This window comes from Paraburkholderia sp. BR14320 (assembly GCF_040948665.1).
GTDB lineage: Bacteria > Pseudomonadota > Gammaproteobacteria > Burkholderiales > Burkholderiaceae > Paraburkholderia > Paraburkholderia youngii.
Genome location: NZ_JBFPKG010000080.1, coordinates 1 through 20710 on the forward strand (window position 1 = coordinate 1; position 20710 = coordinate 20710).

The 20710-nt window shown below is 65.8% G+C and carries 19 protein-coding genes and 2 pseudogenes; 8 read left to right on the top strand and 13 right to left on the bottom strand.

Annotated elements, in window-relative coordinates:
* The 3 genes from AB3X89_RS36785 to AB3X89_RS36795 all read left to right on the top strand — a co-directional run.
* On the top strand, nucleotides 1-1006 hold a 1006-nt coding region (locus AB3X89_RS36785), incomplete at its 5' end, for an NAD(P) transhydrogenase subunit alpha (RefSeq protein WP_368587604.1).
* An 11-nt stretch (nucleotides 1007-1017) separates the two neighbouring features.
* Entirely contained in the window at nucleotides 1018-1344 is a 327-nt protein-coding gene (locus AB3X89_RS36790) for an NAD(P) transhydrogenase subunit alpha (protein WP_176379007.1), read from the top strand.
* On the top strand, nucleotides 1345-2796 hold the full coding sequence (locus tag AB3X89_RS36795) for an NAD(P)(+) transhydrogenase (Re/Si-specific) subunit beta (RefSeq protein WP_368587605.1): 1452 nt from the start codon (nucleotides 1345-1347) through the stop codon (nucleotides 2794-2796).
* A gap of 52 nt (nucleotides 2797-2848) precedes the next feature.
* Here AB3X89_RS36795 and AB3X89_RS36800 read toward each other — a convergent pair whose 3' ends face one another.
* The 7 genes from AB3X89_RS36800 to AB3X89_RS36830 form a co-directional block, all read right to left on the bottom strand.
* Nucleotides 2849-3592: a helix-turn-helix transcriptional regulator gene (locus tag AB3X89_RS36800; RefSeq protein WP_368587606.1), complete on the bottom strand. Its 744-nt coding sequence runs from the start codon at nucleotides 3590-3592 to the stop codon at nucleotides 2849-2851.
* Between the two features lie 38 nt (nucleotides 3593-3630).
* The gene (locus tag AB3X89_RS36805; protein ID WP_368587607.1) at nucleotides 3631-4014 is read right to left on the bottom strand and encodes a VOC family protein; all 384 of its coding nucleotides are present in this window, start codon (nucleotides 4012-4014) and stop codon (nucleotides 3631-3633) included.
* A 221-nt stretch (nucleotides 4015-4235) separates the two neighbouring features.
* Nucleotides 4236-5522 (bottom strand): class I SAM-dependent RNA methyltransferase, encoded by a 1287-nt coding sequence (locus AB3X89_RS36810; RefSeq protein WP_368587608.1) that lies wholly within the window; start codon nucleotides 5520-5522, stop codon nucleotides 4236-4238.
* 188 nt (nucleotides 5523-5710) lie between these two features.
* Nucleotides 5711-6460: a membrane integrity-associated transporter subunit PqiC gene (locus AB3X89_RS36815; protein WP_368587609.1), complete on the bottom strand. Its 750-nt coding sequence runs from the start codon at nucleotides 6458-6460 to the stop codon at nucleotides 5711-5713.
* Nucleotides 6457-8118 carry an intermembrane transport protein PqiB gene (locus tag AB3X89_RS36820; RefSeq protein WP_368587610.1) on the bottom strand — a complete coding sequence of 554 codons (1662 nt, stop codon included), beginning with the start codon at nucleotides 8116-8118 and terminating at the stop codon, nucleotides 6457-6459. The genes AB3X89_RS36815 and AB3X89_RS36820 overlap by 4 nt, the downstream gene beginning before the upstream one ends.
* Complete coding sequence (locus tag AB3X89_RS36825; RefSeq protein WP_368587611.1) at nucleotides 8111-8761, bottom strand: paraquat-inducible protein A; 651 nt, start codon at nucleotides 8759-8761, stop codon at nucleotides 8111-8113. The genes AB3X89_RS36820 and AB3X89_RS36825 overlap by 8 nt, the downstream gene beginning before the upstream one ends.
* 7 nt (nucleotides 8762-8768) lie before the next feature.
* Nucleotides 8769-9551, bottom strand: a complete 783-nt coding sequence (locus tag AB3X89_RS36830) for a paraquat-inducible protein A (RefSeq protein WP_368587612.1) — start codon at nucleotides 9549-9551, stop codon at nucleotides 8769-8771.
* A gap of 365 nt (nucleotides 9552-9916) precedes the next feature.
* Here AB3X89_RS36830 and AB3X89_RS36835 point away from each other — a divergent pair, with 365 nt between their 5' ends.
* The 4 genes from AB3X89_RS36835 to AB3X89_RS36850 all read left to right on the top strand — a co-directional run bounded on the left by AB3X89_RS36835 (nucleotide 9917) and on the right by AB3X89_RS36850 (nucleotide 13285).
* Nucleotides 9917-10477 (top strand): cytochrome b, encoded by a 561-nt coding sequence (locus AB3X89_RS36835; protein ID WP_368587613.1) that lies wholly within the window; start codon nucleotides 9917-9919, stop codon nucleotides 10475-10477.
* An 8-nt stretch (nucleotides 10478-10485) separates the two neighbouring features.
* Nucleotides 10486-11049: a YceI family protein gene (locus AB3X89_RS36840; RefSeq protein WP_368587614.1), complete on the top strand. Its 564-nt coding sequence runs from the start codon at nucleotides 10486-10488 to the stop codon at nucleotides 11047-11049.
* Nucleotides 11050-11160: 111 nt separating this feature from the next.
* Nucleotides 11161-11730, top strand: coding sequence for a YceI family protein (locus AB3X89_RS36845; protein WP_368587615.1), 570 nt, complete (start codon nucleotides 11161-11163; stop codon nucleotides 11728-11730).
* Between the two features lie 277 nt (nucleotides 11731-12007).
* Nucleotides 12008-13285: an MFS transporter gene (locus AB3X89_RS36850; RefSeq protein WP_368587616.1), complete on the top strand. Its 1278-nt coding sequence runs from the start codon at nucleotides 12008-12010 to the stop codon at nucleotides 13283-13285.
* A gap of 99 nt (nucleotides 13286-13384) precedes the next feature.
* On the opposite strand, the gene secF is transcribed toward AB3X89_RS36850, so the two are convergent.
* From secF to queA, 5 genes are all read right to left on the bottom strand, one after another.
* On the bottom strand, nucleotides 13385-14335 hold the full coding sequence (gene secF, locus AB3X89_RS36855; RefSeq protein ID WP_368587617.1) for a protein translocase subunit SecF: 951 nt from the start codon (nucleotides 14333-14335) through the stop codon (nucleotides 13385-13387).
* A gap of 18 nt (nucleotides 14336-14353) precedes the next feature.
* Nucleotides 14354-16444, bottom strand: coding sequence for a protein translocase subunit SecD (secD, locus tag AB3X89_RS36860; RefSeq protein ID WP_368587618.1), 2091 nt, complete (start codon nucleotides 16442-16444; stop codon nucleotides 14354-14356).
* Between the two features lie 116 nt (nucleotides 16445-16560).
* Nucleotides 16561-16890 carry a preprotein translocase subunit YajC gene (gene yajC, locus AB3X89_RS36865; protein WP_176109522.1) on the bottom strand — a complete coding sequence of 110 codons (330 nt, stop codon included), beginning with the start codon at nucleotides 16888-16890 and terminating at the stop codon, nucleotides 16561-16563.
* A gap of 210 nt (nucleotides 16891-17100) precedes the next feature.
* A complete protein-coding gene (gene tgt / locus AB3X89_RS36870; protein ID WP_368587619.1) occupies nucleotides 17101-18291 on the bottom strand; it encodes a tRNA guanosine(34) transglycosylase Tgt in 1191 nt (396 codons plus the stop codon).
* 114 nt (nucleotides 18292-18405) lie between these two features.
* Nucleotides 18406-19464: a tRNA preQ1(34) S-adenosylmethionine ribosyltransferase-isomerase QueA gene (gene queA / locus AB3X89_RS36875; RefSeq protein WP_368587620.1), complete on the bottom strand. Its 1059-nt coding sequence runs from the start codon at nucleotides 19462-19464 to the stop codon at nucleotides 18406-18408.
* A gap of 190 nt (nucleotides 19465-19654) precedes the next feature.
* Between queA and AB3X89_RS36880 the strand changes: the two are divergent.
* Nucleotides 19655-20587 (top strand): annotated as a pseudogene (locus tag AB3X89_RS36880) (ATP-dependent DNA helicase RecG); the annotation flags it as partial.
* Between the two features lie 42 nt (nucleotides 20588-20629).
* On the opposite strand, the pseudogene AB3X89_RS36885 reads toward AB3X89_RS36880, so the two are convergent.
* A pseudogene (locus tag AB3X89_RS36885) lies at nucleotides 20630-20689 on the bottom strand (hypothetical protein); the annotation flags it as partial.
* Nucleotides 20690-20710 lie beyond the last annotated feature (21 nt).

The window sequence follows — 20710 nt, forward strand, 5'->3', positions numbered from 1 at the left end:
CGATGACGCCTATACGGCCGGGGGCGCGGAGATCGTCGACGCCGCCACCGCGTTCGGCGCAGCTCTCGTCCTCACAGGCCACTCCCCCACCGACTCCGAACTGCCGCTGCTCAAACGCGGCGCGACGCTCGTCGGCATGCTCGACCCGTTCAACGCCGAGAATGCGGGCAAACTCGCCGCGGCGGGCGTCACCGCATTCGCGCTCGAAGCCGCGCCGCGCACCACGCGCGCGCAGAGCCTCGACGTGCTGTCATCGCAGGCGAATATCGCCGGCTACAAGGCGGTGCTGCTCGCGGCGACGCTGTATCCGCGCTTCATGCCGATGCTGATGACCGCGGCCGGCACCGTGAAGGCCGCGCGCGTGCTGATTCTCGGCGCGGGCGTGGCCGGTCTGCAGGCGATCGCCACCGCGAAGCGCCTCGGCGCGGTGCTGGAGGCGTCCGACGTGCGCCCGGCCGTCAAGGAGCAGATCGAATCGCTCGGCGCAAAATTTCTCGACGTGCCCTACGAAACCGACGAGGAGCGCGACGCTGCGCAAGGCGTCGGCGGCTATGCGCGGCCGATGCCGCCGTCGTGGCTCGCGCGCCAGTCGGCGCTCGTGCCCGAGCGCGCGAAGCAGGCGGACGTGATCATCTCCCCCGCGCGGATTCCGGGCCGCCCCGCGCCGACGCTGCTGTCGGTCGAAACCGTGCAGGCGATGAAACCGGGCTCGGTGCTCGTCGACCTCGCGGCCGGCCGCGGCCCCGAAGTCGACGGCCGGCGCGGCGGCAATTGTCCGCTGACCGAAACGGACCAGGTGGTGGTGCGCTATGGCGTGCAGATCGTCGGCTATACGAATCTCGCCGCGATGGTGCCCGCCGACGCATCGTCGCTATACGCGCGCAACCTGCTCGACTTCCTGAAGCTGATCGTCACGAAGGAAGGGCTGCTTAACATCGATCTCGCGGACGATATCGTCGCGGCCACGCTGCTTGCCCGCGATGGCCAGGTCACACGCAAAGCATAGGGAGACCGAAGATGGAAGTCCTCAATCACACGGTGATCAACCTGATCATCTTCGTGCTGGCGATCTACGTCGGCTATCACGTGGTCTGGAACGTCACGCCCGCGCTGCATACGCCGCTGATGGCGGTGACCAATGCAATTTCGGCGATCGTGATCGTCGGCGCGATGCTCGCGGCCGGTCTCACGGTGGGCAGTGCGGGCAAGTTCTTCGGCACGATCGCGGTGGCGCTCGCGGCCGTCAACGTGTTCGGCGGCTTTCTCGTCACGCGGCGAATGCTGGAGATGTTCAAGAAAAAAGAGCCGAAGAAGCTTCCGGCTGGCGGCAAGGAGGGTGCGTAAATGAGCCTGAACGTCGTCACATTGCTGTATCTGGTCGCGTCGGTCTGCTTCATCCAGGCGCTCAAGGGGCTGTCGAATCCGAAGAGCGCGCGGGCTGGCAATACTTTCGGCATGGTCGGCATGGCGATCGCGATTCTGACCACCATCGCGCTGATCTCGCGGCAGGCCGAGGTACTCGGCTCCAATCTCGGTCTCGGGCTCGGCCTGCTGCTGTTCGGGCTCGTGATCGGCGGCGCGATCGGCGCGTTCGTCGCCGCGCGCGTCGAGATGACCAAGATGCCCGAGCTGGTCGCGGCGATGCACTCGCTGATCGGTCTCGCGGCCGTGTGCATTGCGTACGGGGTCGTGTCGGAGCCGGCCGCGTTCGGGCTCGTCGATCCCGAGGTGCCGATCGAGGGCTTCCTGCCGTACGGCAACCGCATCGAGCTGTTCATCGGCACCTTCGTCGGCGCGATCACTTTTAGCGGCTCGGTGATCGCGTTCGGCAAGCTGTCGGGCAAGTACAAGTTCCGGCTGTTTCAGGGCGCGCCGGTCGTCTACGGCGGCCAGCATCTGATCAACCTGATGCTGGCGCTCGCGATGCTCGGCTTCGGCGTGCTGTTCTTCCTCACGCAGTCGTGGCTGCCGTTCATCATCATGACGATCATCGCGTTCGTGCTCGGCGTGTTGATCATCATTCCGATCGGCGGCGCGGACATGCCGGTGGTCGTGTCGATGCTGAACTCGTACTCGGGCTGGGCGGCGGCGGGCATCGGCTTCTCGCTGAACAATCCGATGCTGATCATCGCCGGCTCGCTGGTCGGATCGTCGGGTGCGATCCTGTCGTACATCATGTGCCGCGCGATGAACCGCTCGTTCTTCAACGTGATCCTCGGCGGCTTCGGCAACGAGCCGGGCGCGGCCGCGGGCGGCGCGGCGGAGCAGCGTCCGGTGAAATCGGGTTCAGCCGATGACGCGTCGTTCATGATGGGCAACGCCGAAACCGTCGTGATCGTGCCGGGCTATGGGCTGGCCGTGGCGCGCGCGCAGCATGCGTTAAAAGAGTTGACCGACAAGCTGGTCGAGAAGGGCATCGAGGTGAAGTACGCGATCCACCCGGTGGCCGGCCGCATGCCGGGGCACATGAACGTGCTGCTCGCCGAGGCCGAAGTGCCGTACGACATGGTCTACGAGATGGAGGACATCAACGGCGAGTTCGGCCAGGTCGACGTGGTGCTGGTGCTCGGCGCGAACGACGTGGTGAATCCGGCCGCGAAGAACGATCCGAAGTCGCCGATCGCGGGCATGCCGATCATCGAGGCGTACAAGGCGCGCACCGTGATCGTCAACAAGCGCTCGATGGCCGCCGGTTATGCGGGCCTCGACAACGAGCTCTTCTACATGGACAAGACGATGATGGTGTTCGGCGACGCGAAGAAGGTGATCGAGGACATGGTGAAGGCGGTCGACTGATGCGGTCGCTGTGAACCGGTGTTGGGATCGCGGTGCATCACCGCGATCCCTTTTATCTTTTCGGCCTCGCGTTCAGATACCGCAGTAAATCCGCGAGCCGCCTGCCTTCCTGATCCGGATACGTCTCGAGCACCGTGAGATCGCGCATCTTCTCGAGCCCGAAGTTGCGGAAATCGCTGCGCAGCTCGCACCATGCGCCGAGCGTCCAGCGCGCGCCCCAGTACGCGAGCGCGAGCGGCCAGACGCGGCGCTCGGTGTCGGCGCCGTTCGCGTCCGTGTACGCGAAGCGCACCACCTGGCGCGTATCGATCGCGCGATGCAGCGTGTCGAGCTGTGTAGAAAAATCACTCTTGATGTGAAACGACGGCGCGAAGATCGCGAGCCGTTCGAGCGCCGCACGCTTGTCGGCGGGCATCGCCGATGCGATTTTGGCTAGCGCGCCGCGCGCGCCGCTCGCGAAGCCCGCGCCGCCCCACGATTCGAGCATGCGCGCGCCGGCGGCGAGCGCGGCGAGTTCGTCGGCGGTGAAGGTCAGCGGCGGCAGACTCGCCGAGCGCGACAGCCGATAGCCGATGCCCGCTTCGCCTTCGATCGGCACCCCCGACAACTGCAGATCGCGCACGTCGCGATAGACCGTGCGCAGCGAGATGTTCAGCCAGTCGGCCAGTTGCTTCGCGGTGATCAAGCGGCGGCCGCGCAGCAGCTCGGCGATCTGGAACAGGCGGTCGGCGCGGCGCGTCATCGTGGGCGTCGGGTAGAGGAGGAGGGGGACGGTCCCGCGATGATAGCGCCGCATGGCGGCCTTCGGTGGGGGCGCGGTGGCTGCGGATGCGCCTAGCCGTTGGTGCGCGAATGCAGCCCGACGCGGTTGCCTTCTGTGTCGGTGAAGAACGCGATATAGCCGATGTCCTGCGGCAGCTTGATCACCGGGCCGTCGGTCTTGCCGCCTGCCCGTTCGATGCGCTCGAGCGCGGCGTCGACGGTGGGCTGCGCGTTCAGGTAGACGGTGACGCCGTCGGCGGCGGGCGTCATCGACGGACTATGGACGATCGCGCCGCCGGTCGCGGGCTCCTCGTAGCTGAACACGGCGATCGGCTGGCCGCCGATCTCCTGGCGATTCAGCGGGGCGTCGAGCGCGGCTTCGTAGAAGCGCACCGCGCGATCGAAATCGACGGAGGGGATTTCGAACCAGGCAACCACTTTGGGCAATGCGGACATGACACTCTCCTTCGGTTGGCAGTAGGCCGTTCAAGCGCCGGGTGGCGTGAGGAGGAGTGTGCGGGGGTGCTGCTGACAGCGTGGTGGCAGTAGGGTGGGGAACGGGTAGCCGGCTCTTCGAGCGCGCTTTCGAAGGAAGGGAAACAGCGCGACGTGGCGCAATAAAAAACCGCGGCACGAGGTCCGCGGTTTTGATGTCGACTTGCCCGACCGGCGTAGCGTCAACCGGCCTGCGTATCGCCCTGCGGACGCTGCCGCACGCTGCCCGCGATCAGATCGAAGCGGAACAGCCGGCATTCGAGCGCGCCGTTGAAGAGCGGCGTCTTCGTCGATTCGCGCAGCCGCAGCTGCCCCGGCAGCTTGCGATCCGACGTCAGGATGAACGCGTGCCATCCGGCAAAGCGCTGCTTCAACGCATTGCCGAGCAACTGGAAAAACTCGCTGTCCGGCGCTTCTTCCTGAATGCGGCGGAAGCCGTCGTCGTCGCGATTGCCGCGGCCTTCGCGAAGCTCGCCGCGCGCATTGCGGCCGCGCACTTCGATCCGCTCGCCATACGGCGGATTCGCGACGAGGATGCCCGGCGCCGAGGTGGGCGGCGTCATGTCGCGCGCGTCGAGCTGCTTGAGCGCAATGGCCGGCAGCCCCGCGCGCTCGAAGTTCGCGCGTGCTTTTTCGAGCATGTCGCCGGAGATGTCGCTGCCGAAGATCTGCAGATCGGCGCCGCGCGAGCCGCGCGCCGCGTTCTTCGCTTCGAGCGCGGCGCCCCGCAGCGTTTGCCAGGTCCGCGTATCGAACTGGATGAACTTTTCGAAGCCGAAGCGTCGCTGCACGCCCGGCGCGATGTCCAGCGCGACCTGCGCCGCTTCCGCGAGAAACGTGCCGCTGCCGCACATCGGATCGTAGAGCGGCGTGCCCGCCTGCCAACCGGACAGACGCAGAATGCCCGCCGCAAGGTTCTCGCGCAGCGGCGCAGCGCCCTTGTCGAGACGCCAGCCGCGCTTGAACAGCGGATCGCCGGACGTGTCGAGGTACAGCGTGCAGTCGGTCGCGGTCAGGAACGCGAACACGCGCACGTCGGGCATCGCGGTATCGATGCTCGGCCGCGCGCCGCTTTTTTCGCGCAGACGATCGCAGATCGCGTCCTTCACGCGCAGCGTCGTGAACTCGAGACTGCGCAGCGGCGACTTGATCGCGGTGACGTCGACGCGCAGCGTCTCGTGCGCGGAGAACCACTGCTCCCAGCGCTGCTCGAGCGCGAGCGCGTAGATGTCCTGCTCGCTGCGATAGGGCCGCTGCGCGATTTTCAGCAGCACGCGGCTCGCCAGACGCGAGTGCAGATTGGCCGCCATGCCGGCGGCCCAGCCGCCGCGGAAATGCACGCCGCCCGGCACCTGCGCACCGGCCGTGAACGGGGCGCCGTTCAGATGTTTGGCGGCAATTTCGGCGAGTTCGGCCGCGAGCGGAGCTTCGAGCCCGCGCGGGCAAGGAAGGAAGAAATCGAAGGACATTGAGGTTGCCGCAAGGCGTTGGATAAGGCGCTATTGTACGCGGTCGGGGTCGGCGGGCCGGCGCGATTGGCGCGCCGGGACGTCGTTTGCGTCGTTTGTCGTTGCTTGATCGCGCCTCGTGTACCGCCGGGGCCGGCGACGCCAGCAGGCATGCGGACGCCGTTAAGCTCGCCGCGCCGCTGGGCCTATCAGGCGCCGGCTCCCGCGGCGGTTCCCGCCGAAGGGCAGGGCGGCACGGCCGGCGCCGCAGCCGGCCTGGACGAAGCCGAACTCCGGCCGGTCGTGTTCGTGGTAGCGACGGCTGCTGCCGCCATCGCGCGCACGCCCGTCGCGATCTGCGTCGACACTTCCGCGAGCGCACGCCGATGTCCGTCGACGAGCGAGTCGTAGCCGCCTCCGACCGTCTCGCTGACCACGCTGCGACACGTCATCACCGCATTGCTGCGCACGGCCCGCACGCTCCACACCGCATCGATCAACGCATGCGAGCCGGGCCACGACTCGAAGCGCTGCACGTTCATCGCGATCCGGTAGACGGCCGCGTCGTCGGGGTGCGCGGTGCCGTACGTATCGATGGTGCCGAGCTGCTGCGTCAGGTTGGTCGACAGCGCGCGGCGGATTTCATCACCGGGCAGCGACGCCCAGCGCTCCTGTTCGAGCAGTTGCACCTGAGTCGGCCCGGTCTGCACGACCAGCTGGTTTCTCGCCACCTGCGGCGGCACGTTGACCGGCGCGACTTCGATCAGCCACGCGGGCGCGGCGGCCGTGCGCGCGGCGGCGGCTGCGCTGTCCGCGCCACCCAGCGTATAGAAACGGCTCGACGGCGACGAGCACGCCGCGATCGCGAGCGCCGCGGCCAGTGCGGCGCCATACACGACGCCGCGCACGGCACCGCGCACGAGCGCGCGCCGCGGACGAGGGAGCCGGGCAAACATCATGGTTTATCTCCTGATTTACCGCGCAACAACGATTCGGGATGACGCTCGAGGTAATCCGACAGCGCATTCAGCGACTGCAACGTGCGCGTCAGTTCCTGCAACGCCTGATGAACGTCGGACTGCATCGGCGAATCCTGCTGCAAGGTTGCCTGGGCCGAATTGAAGGTCTGCTTCGCGGCGCTCAGCGTGTCGCGCGCCTGCGGCACGACTTCCTTGTCCAGACGCGAGAACAGCTGATCGGCGTTCTTCAGCGCGGTGTTCAGGTTCGCGCCGATCTGATCGAACGGCACCTTGTCGAGCTTCTTCGCGATGTCGGCGACCTGCAGCTGCAATTCGTCGAGCGTGTTCGGAATGGTCGGCAGCTCGAGCGGATCCTTCGTGACGTCGACCTTCGCCGGCGCCGCTTTCGGGAAGATATCGAGCGCCACGTACAACTGGCTCGTGATCAGGTTGCCGGTGCGCAACTGGCCGCGCAGACCATGCTTGACGAGCTCCTGCAGCAGGTTCTCGCCGGCGAGCGAGCCCGGCTGCGGCGCGCTCTCGCGGAAGCGCTTGCCGAGGCGATCGGGGTACACGTTCAGCGTGACCGGCATCGTGAAGCTCCGCGTCGTCGGATCGTAGTCGATACCGATATTGGTCACCTGGCCGAGCACGATGCCGCGGAAGTCGACCGGCGCGCCGATCGACAGCCCGCGCAGCGACTGGTTGAAGTTCATCACTACACGCAACGGGACGCCGTCCGGTTCCCGCATCGCGTCCGCTTCGTCCGAAGCGAGGCGGAACGTCTGGTTGTTCGGCGCCTGCGGGCCCATGTTCTGGCCGGGCGGCGACTGGAAAGACAGACCGCCGACGATCACCGTCGCGAGCGACTGCGTGTTCAGCTTGAAGCCGCTCGAATCGAGCCGCAGATCGACGCCGCTCGCATGCCACCAGCGCGTGTTGGTGCCGACGTACTGGTCGAACGGCGCCGACACGAACACCTGCATCGTCACGCCGGTGCCGCTCTTGTCGAGCGAGAAGCCGACCACCTGGCCGACCTGCACGCGCCGGTAGAAGATCGGCGAGCCGATGTCGATCGAGCCGAGCGACTCGCCGTGCAGCGTGTACTGGCGGCCTTTCTGGTCGCCGGTGACGGGCGGCGGCGTTTCGAGGCCGACGAAGTTGCTCTCGCTGTCGCTCGAGCGGCCCGCGTCGGCGCCGATGTACGCGCCCGACAGCAGCGTGGTCAGGCCCGATACGCCGCTCGCGCCGACGCGCGGACGCACCACCCAGAAACGCGAGTCCTTGACCGCGAACTTGCCGCCTTCCTTGGTGAGCTGCACCTGCACGAGCACGTGCGACAGATCCGGTGACAGCGTGATGGTCTTCACTGAACCGATGGCGACGTCTTTGTACTTGACCTGGGTCTTGCCCGGCTCGAGCCCTTCCGCGCTGATGAAGCTGATCGTGATCACGGGCCCGCGCTCGGTCACCGACCTGACCACGAGCGCGATGCCGATCAGCGCGGCGATCAGCGGAATCACCCAGACGAGCGACGGCAGCCAGCGGCTGCGTGGTTCGATGTCGGGGTCGGGCAGTTGGGGCGGCAGTTTTGGTCCGTTCGAATCGTTGCGCGGCGCGTCACCTGAAGCGGGCGTCGGTCCTTGCGGGCTAGTCATGGTCGAGATCCTGAGGTGTTGGGGTACTGCTTTCCACGGGGTCCCAGATGAGGCGTGGATCGAATTGCATGGAGGCCAGCATCGTCAGGATCACAACCGAGCCGAACGCGATCGCGCCGGGCCCGGCCGTGATCACGGCCAGCGATTTGAAACGCACGAGCGCCACGGTGAGCGTGACGACGAACACGTCGAGCATCGACCAGCGGCCGATGCGCTCGACCATCCGGTACAGCGTCGTGCGCTGTTGCGGACGCCAGCGCGAGCGGCGCTGCGCGGTGATGGTCAGCAGCACGAGCACCGAGAGCTTCAGCATCGGCACCATGATGCTGGCGATGAACACGATCACCGCGAGCGGCCAGTCGCCCGAGGTCCAGAAATAGACGACGCCGCTCATGATGGTGTCGTCCTCGGAGCCGAGCAGCGATGACGTATGCATCACCGGCAGCAGATTCGCCGGAATATACAGCAGCGCCGCGGCGATCAGCAGCGCCCACGTGCGCATCAGGCTGTCGGGGTTGCGCGAGTGCAGATGCGCGCCGCAGCGGCTGCAGTGCTGCGGCGCGATCGAGCGGATGCGCGGTTCGACGCGCCCGCACGCGTGACAGGACACGAGGCCCGCGCGTTTCGCGGTGACGTATTTCATCGCGGGCTCATCCTTCGCGCGGCGCGGGCGGCAAGCCGGGCGGAGGAGCGCTGCCGGCGGCACCGTCAGCGCTGCCACCCGTCGAGCCCGCGACGTGCGCGGACGGCGCCGGCGGACCGGCGAGCGAGCCGAGCGCGAGCGCCGCGCTGTCGGCCGACGTGCGCGGCAACGGCCGATCGCCGCTCGCGTCGATCTCGTCGGCGACATCCCACAGCACCCGCGGATCGAACGTCACGACGACCGCGAACATCAGCGTCAGCGCGCCGAACGCGAACAGCGCCGCCTCGGGGATCACGCGCGCGAGACTCACCATCTTCACGATCGTGATCAGCACGCCGAGCATGAACACTTCGATCATGCCCCACGGCCGCACGAACTGGATCGCGCGCAGCACGCGATGGAAATGCGGAGGCACATAGCCGGAGCGCAGCGGCACCAGCACGTACAGCAGGGCGACGAGTTCGGTGAGCGGAAAGAGGATCGTCGAGCAGAACACCATCACGGCGACGATCTCCATGTCCTCGCCCCACAGCGCGACGAGCGCGCCGAACAGCGTGGTCTGTGAGGTGATGCCGTTGGTTTCCAGTTCGACGATCGGAAAGCCCTGCGCGATCACGAACGTGATCAGCGCGGCGAGCGTCAGTGCGCAGATCGCGTCGAGCTTGCGCGATACGCCGCGAAAGAGCGTCGCGCGGCAGCGCGGACAACGCGCGGCGACGCGCCCGACAAGCCGTGGCTTGCGGAACAGCGTATCGCATTCATGGCATGCGATCAGGTTGTCATGTTCCATGCGGCAGATGGGCTAACGGCGTAGTGGCGGCGTGCAAGGCCTGCTCTTTACGAGGGAAGGGGCGGCAGCGAGCAGCAATAGTACCAAACGCGGCCTTGCGACCGACGCGAAGCGCGCGCGGCGCGCTCCGGCGTGCTGCGCTGCAAAATTCGGGCCCGTTTCGCCGACGCGCTGCAGCCAGCTTTGCGCGCTTGGGGTAGCATGGCGCCCGTGGTACCCCCCGGCCGCCTTTTCTGGTGATGATGCCGGCCGCATCGGCCGAATCGGCCGCCGCGGGCGCGCGCGCCGTGCTGGTCCGCAGCAGTGATCGCGGAATAGCCGGCCGCGGCGCGCCGTTAACTTCTAACAGCCTGCGCTGATCTGTCATGACACTCAATCCATCGTTCGGTACCCGGGAGTCGTACACGAGGACCGCCATCGCGTTTCACTGGCTGATCGCATTGCTGATCGTCTGCGGCTTTGCACTCGGCTGGGTGATGACCGACATTCCCGGTTTCACGCCCACCAAGCTGCGCTATTTCTCGTGGCACAAATGGATCGGCGTGACCGTGTTCGCGCTCGCGATCGTGCGCATCCTGTGGCGAGCGACCCATGCCGGACCGCCGATGCCGCGCCGCATGCCGACCTGGCAGCGCGCCGCCGCGCATCTGACGCATCTGTTGCTGTACGCGCTGATGATCGTGATTCCCGTGTCCGGCTATCTGTATAGCTCGGCCGCGAACGTGCCGGTCGTCTATCTCGGGCTGATTCCGCTGCCGCGCATCATCGCGCCCGACCCGCACCTGAAAGAACTGCTGAAGACCCTGCATATCGCGTTGAATTACACGCTGCTCGTGCTGGTCGCGCTGCACGTCGCGGCGGCGCTCAAGCATCAATGGCTCGATCGCGACGGCCTGCTGTCGCGCATGATCCCCTTCCTCAAATAAGGACAACCATGAAGGTTTCGTTTTATCGCTACATGCTCGCCGCATTCGCGGCGGCGTCGCTGAGCGCCGCGGGCGCGGCGCTCGCGCAGGTCGACGTCGCGAAGAGCTCGGTAACGGCCACCTCGAAGCAGATGAACGTGCCGGTCGAAGGCAAGTTCAACAAGTTCACCGCGCAGGTCAGCTTCGATCCGGCCAAGCCGACGGCCGGCAGCGCGCAGATCGATATCGACGTCGCCAGTTACGATCTCGGCGACGAGAGCTACAACGAGCAGGTGCGCGGCAAGGAATGGTTCGACGCGAAGACTTTTCCGCGCGCGACGTTCGTGTCGAGCGCGATCGCGCCGGCCGGCGGCAATCAGTTCAAGGTGACCGGCAAGCTGACCATCAAGGGCAAGTCTGAGACGGTCGTCGTGCCGGTCACGGTGAGCCAGCAGGGCGCGACGCAGACCTTCGACGGCGCGCTGCCGATCAAGCGTTCGCAGTTCGACGTCGGCACCGGCGAATGGAAGGACACGTCGGTCGTCGCCGACGAGGTCGTGATCAAGTTTCATATCGTCGCCGCGCACAAGTAACGCGCGCGGCGTTCGCGATGTGCGCCGCGCCACGTGGGGCGCGGCCGTTTTCCCACCGCAGGTTGCACCGCGATTTTCAACGCAAAACAGGAGCACGAATTGAAAACGTCCATGTTGATCGCTGTTGGCGCGCTGGCTTCGTCGCTGTCGCTCGGCGCCTTCGCCGCCGATACCTATATGCTTGATCCGATGCATACGTTTCCGAGCTTCGAGGCCGACCACTTCGGCGGTCTGTCGATCTGGCGCGGCAAATTCACGAAGACCACGGGCACGGTCACGCTCGATCGCGCGGCGAAGACCGGCACTCTCGAGGTCAGCGTCGATCCCGCTTCGGTGCAGACCGGCAATCCCAAGCTCGACGATCATCTGAAATCTGGCGAGTTCTTCGACGTCGCGAAGTATCCGACCGTGACCTACAAGGGCACCGAGATCAAGTTCGACGGCGACAAGCCGGTCGAGGTGATCGGCAATCTGACGATTCGCGGCATCACGAAGCCGGTGAATCTGAAGGTCGATTCATTCAAGTGCATGCAGCATCCGGTGCTCAAGCGCGAAGTGTGCGGCGTCGAGGCGAGCACCGAATTCAATCGCGCCGATTACGGCATGGACTTCGGCGCGAAGTACGGCTTCAGCATGCAGACGCGCTTGCATATCCAGTCGGAAGGCATCAAGCAGCAGTAAGCGCGAGCCGCTGTCGCGATTCGATTCGCGCTGCATCGCAACACGAAAACCGCTTCGGTCGTTCTCCGACGAAGCGGTTTTTTATCGCCGGTAGCGAACCGCACGGCCATGCATGGCGCGCATTGACCCGCATCGGGCATTTGTCGCTCGCTTCACTTTTATTTTTTCAGTTAAATAGAGCGCACGAGTCATGCCGGGGGTGCGCGTTGCCGGGATGGCCAACGCGGACGTCACGCGTTGTTTCGAATAAATATTTCGCGCAGCACAGGAGATCTGGATGAATGCAACGACAGCAGCAAGCGTCGCGGGAAGCCGGCAGAATTCGTGGCGCGCGGTGGCGGCCGCCTCGATCGGCAACGCGCTCGAATGGTTCGACCTCGTGGTCTACGGCTTTTTCGCCGTGACCATCTCCAAACTGTTTTTTCCGGCCGGCAACGACACCGTGTCGCTGCTGCTGACGCTCGGCACCTTCGGCGTGTCGTTTTTCATGCGGCCGCTCGGCGCAATCGTGATCGGCGCGTACTTGGACCGCGCCGGGCGCAAGGCGGCGCTCACGCTTTCGATTCTGCTGATGATGAGCGGCACGCTGATCATCGCGATTCTGCCGACCTATCAGAGCATCGGTCTCGCCGCGCCGCTGATCCTCGTGCTCGCGCGGCTGATGCAAGGTTTCTCGGCCGGCGGCGAGTTCGGCAGCGCAACCGCGTTTCTCGCCGAGCACGTGCCGGGGCGGCGCGGCTTCTATGCGAGTTGGCAGATGGCGAGCCAGGGCCTGACGACGCTGCTCGCGGCCGGTTTCGGCGCGTTGCTGACCGGCGGGTTGTCGCCCGAGCAGATGACGTCGTGGGGCTGGCGCGTGCCGTTCTTTTTCGGTCTGCTGATCGGACCGGTCGCGTTCTACATCCGCGCGAGGCTCGACGAGACGCCCGAATTCCTCGCCGCCGAAACGACGCAGACGCCGCTGCGCGACACGTTCGCAACGCAGAAACTGCGACTCGTGATCGCGATGGGCGTGGTGATCCTCGGAACGGTGTCCTCCTATCTGATGCTGTTCATGCCGACTTATGGCGTGCGGCAACTGGGGCTCGCGCCGTCGGTCGCGTTCGCGGCGATCGCGGTGACGGGTCTGATCCAGATGGTGTTCTCGCCGGTGGCCGGGCATTGGTCGGATCTGCATGGACGCACGCGCATCATGCTGGGCGCGGCCGTGCTGCTGTTCGTGCTCGTCTATCCGGCGTTCGCGTTCCTGATCGCGCATCCGAGCTTCGGCACGCTGATCGTGTGGCAGATCGTGTTCGGCCTTCTCGTCAGCTGCTACTTCGGCGCGACGCCGGGCCTGCTGTCGGAGATCTTCCCGGTGCAGACGCGCACGACCGGCATGTCGCTCGCGTATAACATCGCGGTGACGATTTTCGGCGGCTTCGGGCCGTTCATCATCGCGTGGCTGATCAGCGTGACCGGATCGAAGGCAGCGCCGAGCTACTACATGATGTTCGCCGCGCTGCTGAGCATCGCGGCGCTGATTGGCGCGCGACGCAAGCTGGGGTTCCGCTAGGTTCGAGTCGGTAGCGGCCGCGCACGGCGTAAACGCAAAAGGCCGGTTCGACAGAACCGGCCTTTTTTATTCGCGCAATCCTCAGCGACTACGCACACATCAAACCTGCGCGCCCGCGTTCGGATCCTCCGGATTGTGGCTTTCTTTCTTTTCCTTGATCAGGTCTTCGCGCTTGACGCCGAACCACATCGCGAGCGCCGCGGCGACGAACACCGACGAGTAGATACCGAACAGAATACCGACCGTCAGCGCGAGCGCGAAGTAGTGCAGCGTCGGCCCGCCGAACAGGAACATCGACAGCACCATCATCTGCGTACAGCCGTGCGTGATGATGGTACGCGACATCGTGCTGGTGATTGCGTGGTTGATCACTTCCATCACGCTCATCTTGCGTTCGCGGCGGAAGGTTTCGCGAATCCGGTCGAAGATGACCACCGACTCGTTGACCGAATAGCCGAGCACCGCGAGCACCGCTGCCAGCACCGACAGCGAGAACTCCCACTGGAAGAACGCGAAGAAGCCGAGAATGATCACGACGTCGTGCAAGTTCGCGATCACGCCGGCGACCGCGTACTTCCATTCGAAGCGGAACGACAGATAGATGACGATACCGATCACCACACACGCGAGCGCGAGCAGACCGTCGGTGGCGAGTTCCTTGCCGACCTGCGGACCGACGAACTCGACGCGCTGCAACTGCACCTCGGGCGTATCGGCCTTCAGCGCGCTCATCACCTGCTCGCTCTGCTGTGCGGACGTGAGGCCCGGCTTCAGCGGCAGACGGATCAGCACGTCGCGCGCGGTGCCGAAGTTCTGCACCTGCGCGTCGGCATAGCCGAGCTTGCCGAGCGTGGCACGCACCGGGTCGAGCGGCACCGCGCCCGGATACTGAACCTCGATCACCGTACCGCCGGTGAATTCCACCGACAGATGCAGCCCGCGATGCACGAGGAAGAACACGGCGGCGAGAAAAGTGATCAGCGAGACCGCGTTGAAAATCAACGCGCGCTGCATGAACGGAATGTCTTTGCGGAAACGGAAAAATTCCATGGTCTTGTTCTCCGGGACTCAGCGGGATGAACCCGGCTTCTGCGGCGTCGAGCTATTCGACGTCGGCGTGCCCGGCGCATTGCGGCGGCGCACGGTCGGCTTCGTGCGACCCTGCGCGCCGGCTGCAGCCGGTGCCTTCGAGCTTGCCTTCGCGCTCGCCTTCGCCGTAGCGATGGCCTGCGCGGTGTCGGTCGCGGCGTCGCTGCTGTCGAGGCCGCCGGCATAAGCAGCCGAGCCGGCGGCTGCCGCTTGCGGACGCCACACCTGGCCGATCGACAGCGACTTCAGCTTCTTCTTGCCGCCGTACCAGAAGTTGACGAGGCCGCGCGAGAAGAACACCGCCGAGAACATCGACGTCAGAATGCCGATACAGTGGACGATCGCGAAACCGCGCACCGGACCCGAGCCGAACGCGAGCAGCGCGAGGCCGGCGATCAGCGTGGTCACGTTCGAGTCGAGAATCGTCGCCCATGCGTGCGCGTAGCCGTTCTGGATCGCCAGTTGCGGCGGCGCGCCGTGGCGCAGCTCTTCGCGTACGCGCTCGTTGATCAGCACGTTCGCGTCGATCGCCATACCGAGCGCGAGCGCGATAGCGGCGATACCCGGCAGCGTGAGCGTGGCCTGCAGCATCGACAGCACCGCGACCAGCAGCAGCAGGTTCACGGACAGGCCGATCATCGAGATCACGCCGAACAGCATGTAGTACGCGATCATGAACACGGCGATCGCCGCGAAGCCCCATACGACCGAGTGGAAGCCCTTCTTGATGTTGTCGGCGCCGAGGCTCGGGCCGATCGTGCGTTCCTCGATGATTTCCATCGGCGCGGCGAGCGAACCGGCGCGCAGCAGCAGCGCGAGGTCGGCGGCCGCTTGCGGGGTCGGCTGGCCGGTAATCTGGAAGCGGTCGCCCAGTTCCGACTGGATGGTTGCGACCGTCAGCACTTCGCCCTTGCCGCGCTCGAACAGCACCATCGCCATCGGCTTGCCGATGTTGTCGCGCGACACCGCGCGCACCGCGCGGCCGCCGGCCGAGTCGAGACGGATGTTGACCGACGGACGCTGATGTTCGTCGAAGCCCGCCGATGCGTCGATGATGCGGTCACCGGTGAAGATCACCTGCTTGCGCAGCAGCACCGGCGCCTGGTTGCCTTGCGTGAAGAGTTCGTCGCCCGGCGGCACCGGGTCGTTCGGGTTCGGATGCGTGTTGACCGGGTCGGCGAGGCGCGCTTCGAGCGTCGCCGTGCGGCCGATGATGTCCTTCGCCTTCGCGGTGTCCTGCACGCCCGGCAGCTCGACCACGATGCGGTCCGCGCCCTGTTGCTGGATCACCGGCTCGGCCACGCCGAGTTCGTTCACGCGGTTATGCAGCGTCGTGATGTTCTGCTTGAGCGCGGCGTCCTGCACCGCGCGCTGCACGGCCGGCGTGAAAGTGCCGACCAGCTGCACACCGCCGTCCGCGCCGGTGTTCGGCTGCGAGGTCCACTGGAGTTCGCTGACGCCGCGGCCCAGCAGCTTGAGGGCCGCGTCCGCCGTGGCCTGATCGGCCAGATTCACCACCACCGACTGGTTCACGCGATTCACGCCGCCGTCGCGGACGTTGTTGTCGCGCAGCAGCGTGCGCACGTCCGAGGCGTCCGAATCGAGCTTCTTGTTCAGTGCGCCGGCCATGTCGACCTGCAGCAGGAAGTGCACGCCGCCGCGCAGGTCCAGGCCGAGGTACATCGGCAGTGCGCGCAGCGCGGTCATCCAGGTCGGCGACGCGCTTTGCAGGTTCAGTGCGACGATGTATTGCGGATCGTTCGGATCGCTATTGAGCGTCTTTTGCAGCAGGTCTTTCACGCGCAGCTGCGTGTCCGTGTCCGTCAGGCGCACGCGGATGTTCGCGTTGTTCTGCGAGTTGTCGAACGTGACCGCGGTCGGCTTGATCTGATTGCCCGCGAGCGCGGCTTCGACCGACGCCAGCGTGGTGGCGTCGAGCCTGACCGTGGCCTTGCCGCTCGACACCTGCACCGCCGGCGCTTCGCCGTACAGATTGGGCAGCGTGTACACGAGGCCGATGACCAGAGCCACCAGCATCACGGCGTATTTCCAGAGGGGGTAGCGATTCATGAGTGGTCCAACGGGAAGGTTGGCTTGGATGCGATGCGTCCGGCGATTAGCGCGGGCCGTTCAGCGAAGTGCCTGAACCGCCGGCGAGGCCGCGCCGGACGCGAGGAGTGCAGGCCTTACAGCGACTTGATCGTGCCCTTCGGGAGAATTGTCGTGACCGACGCCTTCTGCACGGTAATTTCCGTGCCTTCCGAGATTTCGATGCCGACGTAGGCTTCGCCCACCTTCGTCACCTTGCCGACGATACCGCCGTTCGTCACGACTTCATCGCCCTTGGCCATCGCTGCGAGCATGTTGCGATGTTCCTTCTGACGCTTCATTTGCGGGCGAATCATGATGAAGTACAGCACGCCGAACATCAGGATCAGCGGCAGGAAGCTCATCAGGTTCGATTCGACACCACCTGCTGCAGCGCCTTGGGCGAAGGCATTGGAAATGAACGACACGTTGGTCTCTCCGTTATTGGTCAAACAAACGAACAAAAAATCAGCCGATTATTCTACCACCGGCCACACGCACGCCGGCACGGCGAATCGGCTTTGCGATCAACCGTTTAAAGGTCCGATGCGGGGCAAATTCAGCGGCCTGCGAAAGCAAATTGTAAGTTGTCCGCGTGCGGCATGGGCACTCTTCGGCGGCATTCGCGTACCGGGCCGTCAGGACGACGGTTCGACGCCGCGCGACCGGTCTTCGTGAAAGCGCTTGCGGAACGCGTCGAACAGCTTCGCCTCGATCGCATCGCGCATTTCCTGCATCAGTTCGAGGTAGTAGTGCAGGTTGTGGATCGTGTTCAGCTGCGCGCCGAGGATTTCGCCAACGCGATGCAGGTGGTGCAGATAGCCGCGCGTGAAGTTGCGGCAGGTGTAGCAGCCGCATTGCTCGTCGAGCGGGCGCAGCGAGTTCTTGTGCGTCGCGTTGCGGATCTTGATGTCGCCGAAGCGCGTGAACAGCCAGCCGTTGCGTGCGTTGCGCGTCGGCATCACGCAGTCGAACATGTCGACGCCGGCCGCGACGCCGGCCACCAGGTCTTCCGGCGTGCCGACGCCCATCAGGTAGTGCGGCTTGTTGGCCGGCAGCTTCGGGCCGATGTGGTTGAGGATCCGCATCATGTCTTCCTTCGGCTCGCCGACCGACAGACCGCCGATCGCGAGGCCGTGGAAGTTCTTCTCGGCGAGGCCGGCGAGTGACTCGTCGCGCAAGTCTTCGAACATGCCGCCCTGCACGATGCCGAAGAGGGCATTCGGATTGCCGAGGCGCTGGAATTCGTCGATCGAGCGCTGGGCCCAGCGCATCGACATGCGCATCGATTCGGCCGCGTCCTTGTGCGAGGTCGGGATGTTGTTGGTCGCGTACGGCGTGCATTCGTCGAACTGCATCACGATGTCGGAGTTCAGCACCTTCTGGATCTGCATCGACACTTCCGGCGACAGGAACAGCCGGTCGCCGTTGATCGGCGACGCGAACGTGACGCCGTCCTCGGTGATCTTGCGCAGATCGCCAAGCGAGAACACCTGGAAACCGCCCGAGTCGGTCAGGATCGGCTTCTTCCAGCCCATGAAGCCGTGCAGGCCGCCGTGCGCTTCGATCGTTTCGAGGCCGGGCCGCAGCCACAGGTGAAACGTATTGCCGAGGATGATCTGCGCGTGCATTTCGTCGAGCTCGCGCGGCTGGACCGCCTTCACGGTGCCATAGGTGCCGACCGGCATGAAGATCGGCGTCTCCACCACGCCGTGATTGAGCGTGACGCGGCCGCGGCGCGCGAGGCCGTCGGTGCCGAGCAGTTCGAATTTGAGGCCATTCTCCGGGCGCTCGTGGGCAGGATGCTGCGAGAGATGACCAAGGGTCATGGGGATTACTCCTGTGCTACCGGAAAACAGTCCGGCGCAATCAATGAAAACCGCCACGAGGGATCGCGGCGGTTGGGAAAACAGCCAATACGCTGATGCAGTGCTCGAACCGGCTTAGGCATCTCGCCGCGTCAGCAGCATCGCGTCACCGTAGCTGAAAAAGCGATAACGCTCGTCGATCGCGTGACGATACGCGGCGCGAATCGTCTCGACACCGGCGAACGCCGACACCAGCATCAGCAGCGTCGACTTCGGCAAATGGAAGTTCGTGACCAGCCGGTCGACCACGCGGAAGCGGTAGCCCGGCGTGATGAAGATGTCGGTTTCGGCGCTCGCCGCGGCGAGCGGATGGCCGGCCGCTTCGGCGTCGCGCGCGGCGGCTTCGAGCGCGCGCATCGAGGTCGTGCCGACCGCGATCACGCGGTTGCCGCGCGCTTTGGTCGCAGCAATCTTGTCCGCGAGCGCTTGCGGCAGGTGATACCACTCGCTGTGCATCTTGTGCTCGGCGATGTTCTCGACCCGCACCGGCTGGAACGTGCCCGCGCCAACGTGCAGCGTCAGCGTCGCGCGTTCGATGCCGAGGGCGTCGAGCCTCGCGAGCAGCGCGTCGTCGAAGTGCAGGCCGGCGGTCGGCGCGGCGACCGCGCCCGGGTTCTGCGCGTACACCGTTTGATAGCGGGTTTCGTCGGTCGCGTCGGGATCGTGCTCGATGTACGGCGGCAGCGGCAGACGGCCGTATTGCTCGATCAGCGTCAGGCAGTCGTCGGGGAAGTGCAGCGTGTAGAACTGGTCGACGCGCTCGCCGACGGTGACGTCGAAAGCATCCGCGAGACGGATCGTCGTGCCCGCCTGCGGGCTCTTGCTCGCGCGGATCTGCGCAAGCGCGCTGCGCTCGCCGGTCAGCCGCTCGACCAGCACTTCGACCTTGCCGCCGCTCGCTTTCTGGCCGAAGAAGCGCGCCTTCAGCACTTTGGTGTCATTGAAGACCAGCAGATCGCCCGGCGCGAGGCACTCGGGCAAGTCGGTAAAGCGGCGGTCGATCAGGCGCGCGGCGCCGTCGGCGGCGCCCGCGGCGTCCACGTCGAGCAGACGGCTTGCGCTGCGCTCGGGCAGCGCGACTTGCGCGATCAGCTCGGGCGGCAGATCGAAATCGAAATCGGAAAGCGTAAACATGCGAACGACTGGAAGCGGATTGGTACTGATTTGGGACTGAATTGAGCCGAAGCCGGAGCCGGGCGGCTATGATGGCGGGACGCCGAAGCGGCCCGCGTGCGCGTTGAGCCGCATCTTGCCCACGCTGGATGCGCGCAGAGCGGCACGTTTTTTTTCGACAGCAGCCGATATTGTACTTGCGAAGCAGCTCATGCCTTTGTCCGAACGCCGATCGTCCGTTGCCACCCTCGAAGCGGGCGCCGAACCGCGGCGCCGTGGTGCGCGAGCGGAGGCGGGCGACCGAGGCGCAGAAGGCGGCGCGCAAGGCGGCATGATCGCCGCGGGCCAGGATGCCGGGCGCGACGGCGACCCCGCGAGCGACGACAAACCCGCCGCCAAAACCAAAGCCGCGGCGAAGGCCGCCGCCAAACCCGCAGCCAAAGCCCCCGTCAAAACCGCCGACAAGCTCGCCAAACTCGGCCTCACACGAGACATCGACCTCGTGCTGCATCTGCCGATGCGCTACGAAGACGAAACGTCGCTGACGCCGATCGGTCATCTGCTGCCCGGCGGTATCGCGCAAACCGAAGGCGTGGTGTTCGACAACGAGATCGCCTATCGCCCGCGCCGGCAGCTGCTCGTGAAGCTGCGCGACGCCGACGGCGACGAACTGGTGCTCCGTTTTCTGAATTTCTACGGCTCGCAGGTCAAGCAGATGGCGGTCGGCGCGCGCCTGCGCGTGCGCGGCGACGTGCGCGGCGGCTTTTTCGGCATGGAGATGGTGCATCCGGCCGTGCGCGTCGTCGATGAAGACACGCCGCTGCCGCAGGCGCTGACACCGGTCTATCCGAGCACCGCAGGCGTGTCGCAGGCGTATCTGCGCAAGGCGATCGACAACGCGCTCGCGCGCACGTCGCTGCCGGAGCTGCTGCCCGCGCCGGTCGCACGCGCGTTTCTCGAACCGCTCGGCGTGCCGGCGCTGATGGACGCGGTACGCACGCTGCATCATCCGGGCGTGCAGTCTGACGAAACGGCGTTGATCGACGGCACGCATCCGGCCTGGGTGCGCATCAAGTTCGAGGAGCTGCTCGCGCAGCAGATGTCGCTGAAGCGCGCGCACGACGAGCGGCGCAACCGCGCCGCGCAACTTGCGCGCGTGCTGCTCGGCGAGGATTTCGGTCGGCGCCATCAGCGCGGCCTGGTAGCCGGCATCGATCGCCTGCGCGGCCGCGAGCGCCGCGACGATCGTCTTGCCGCTGCCGACGTC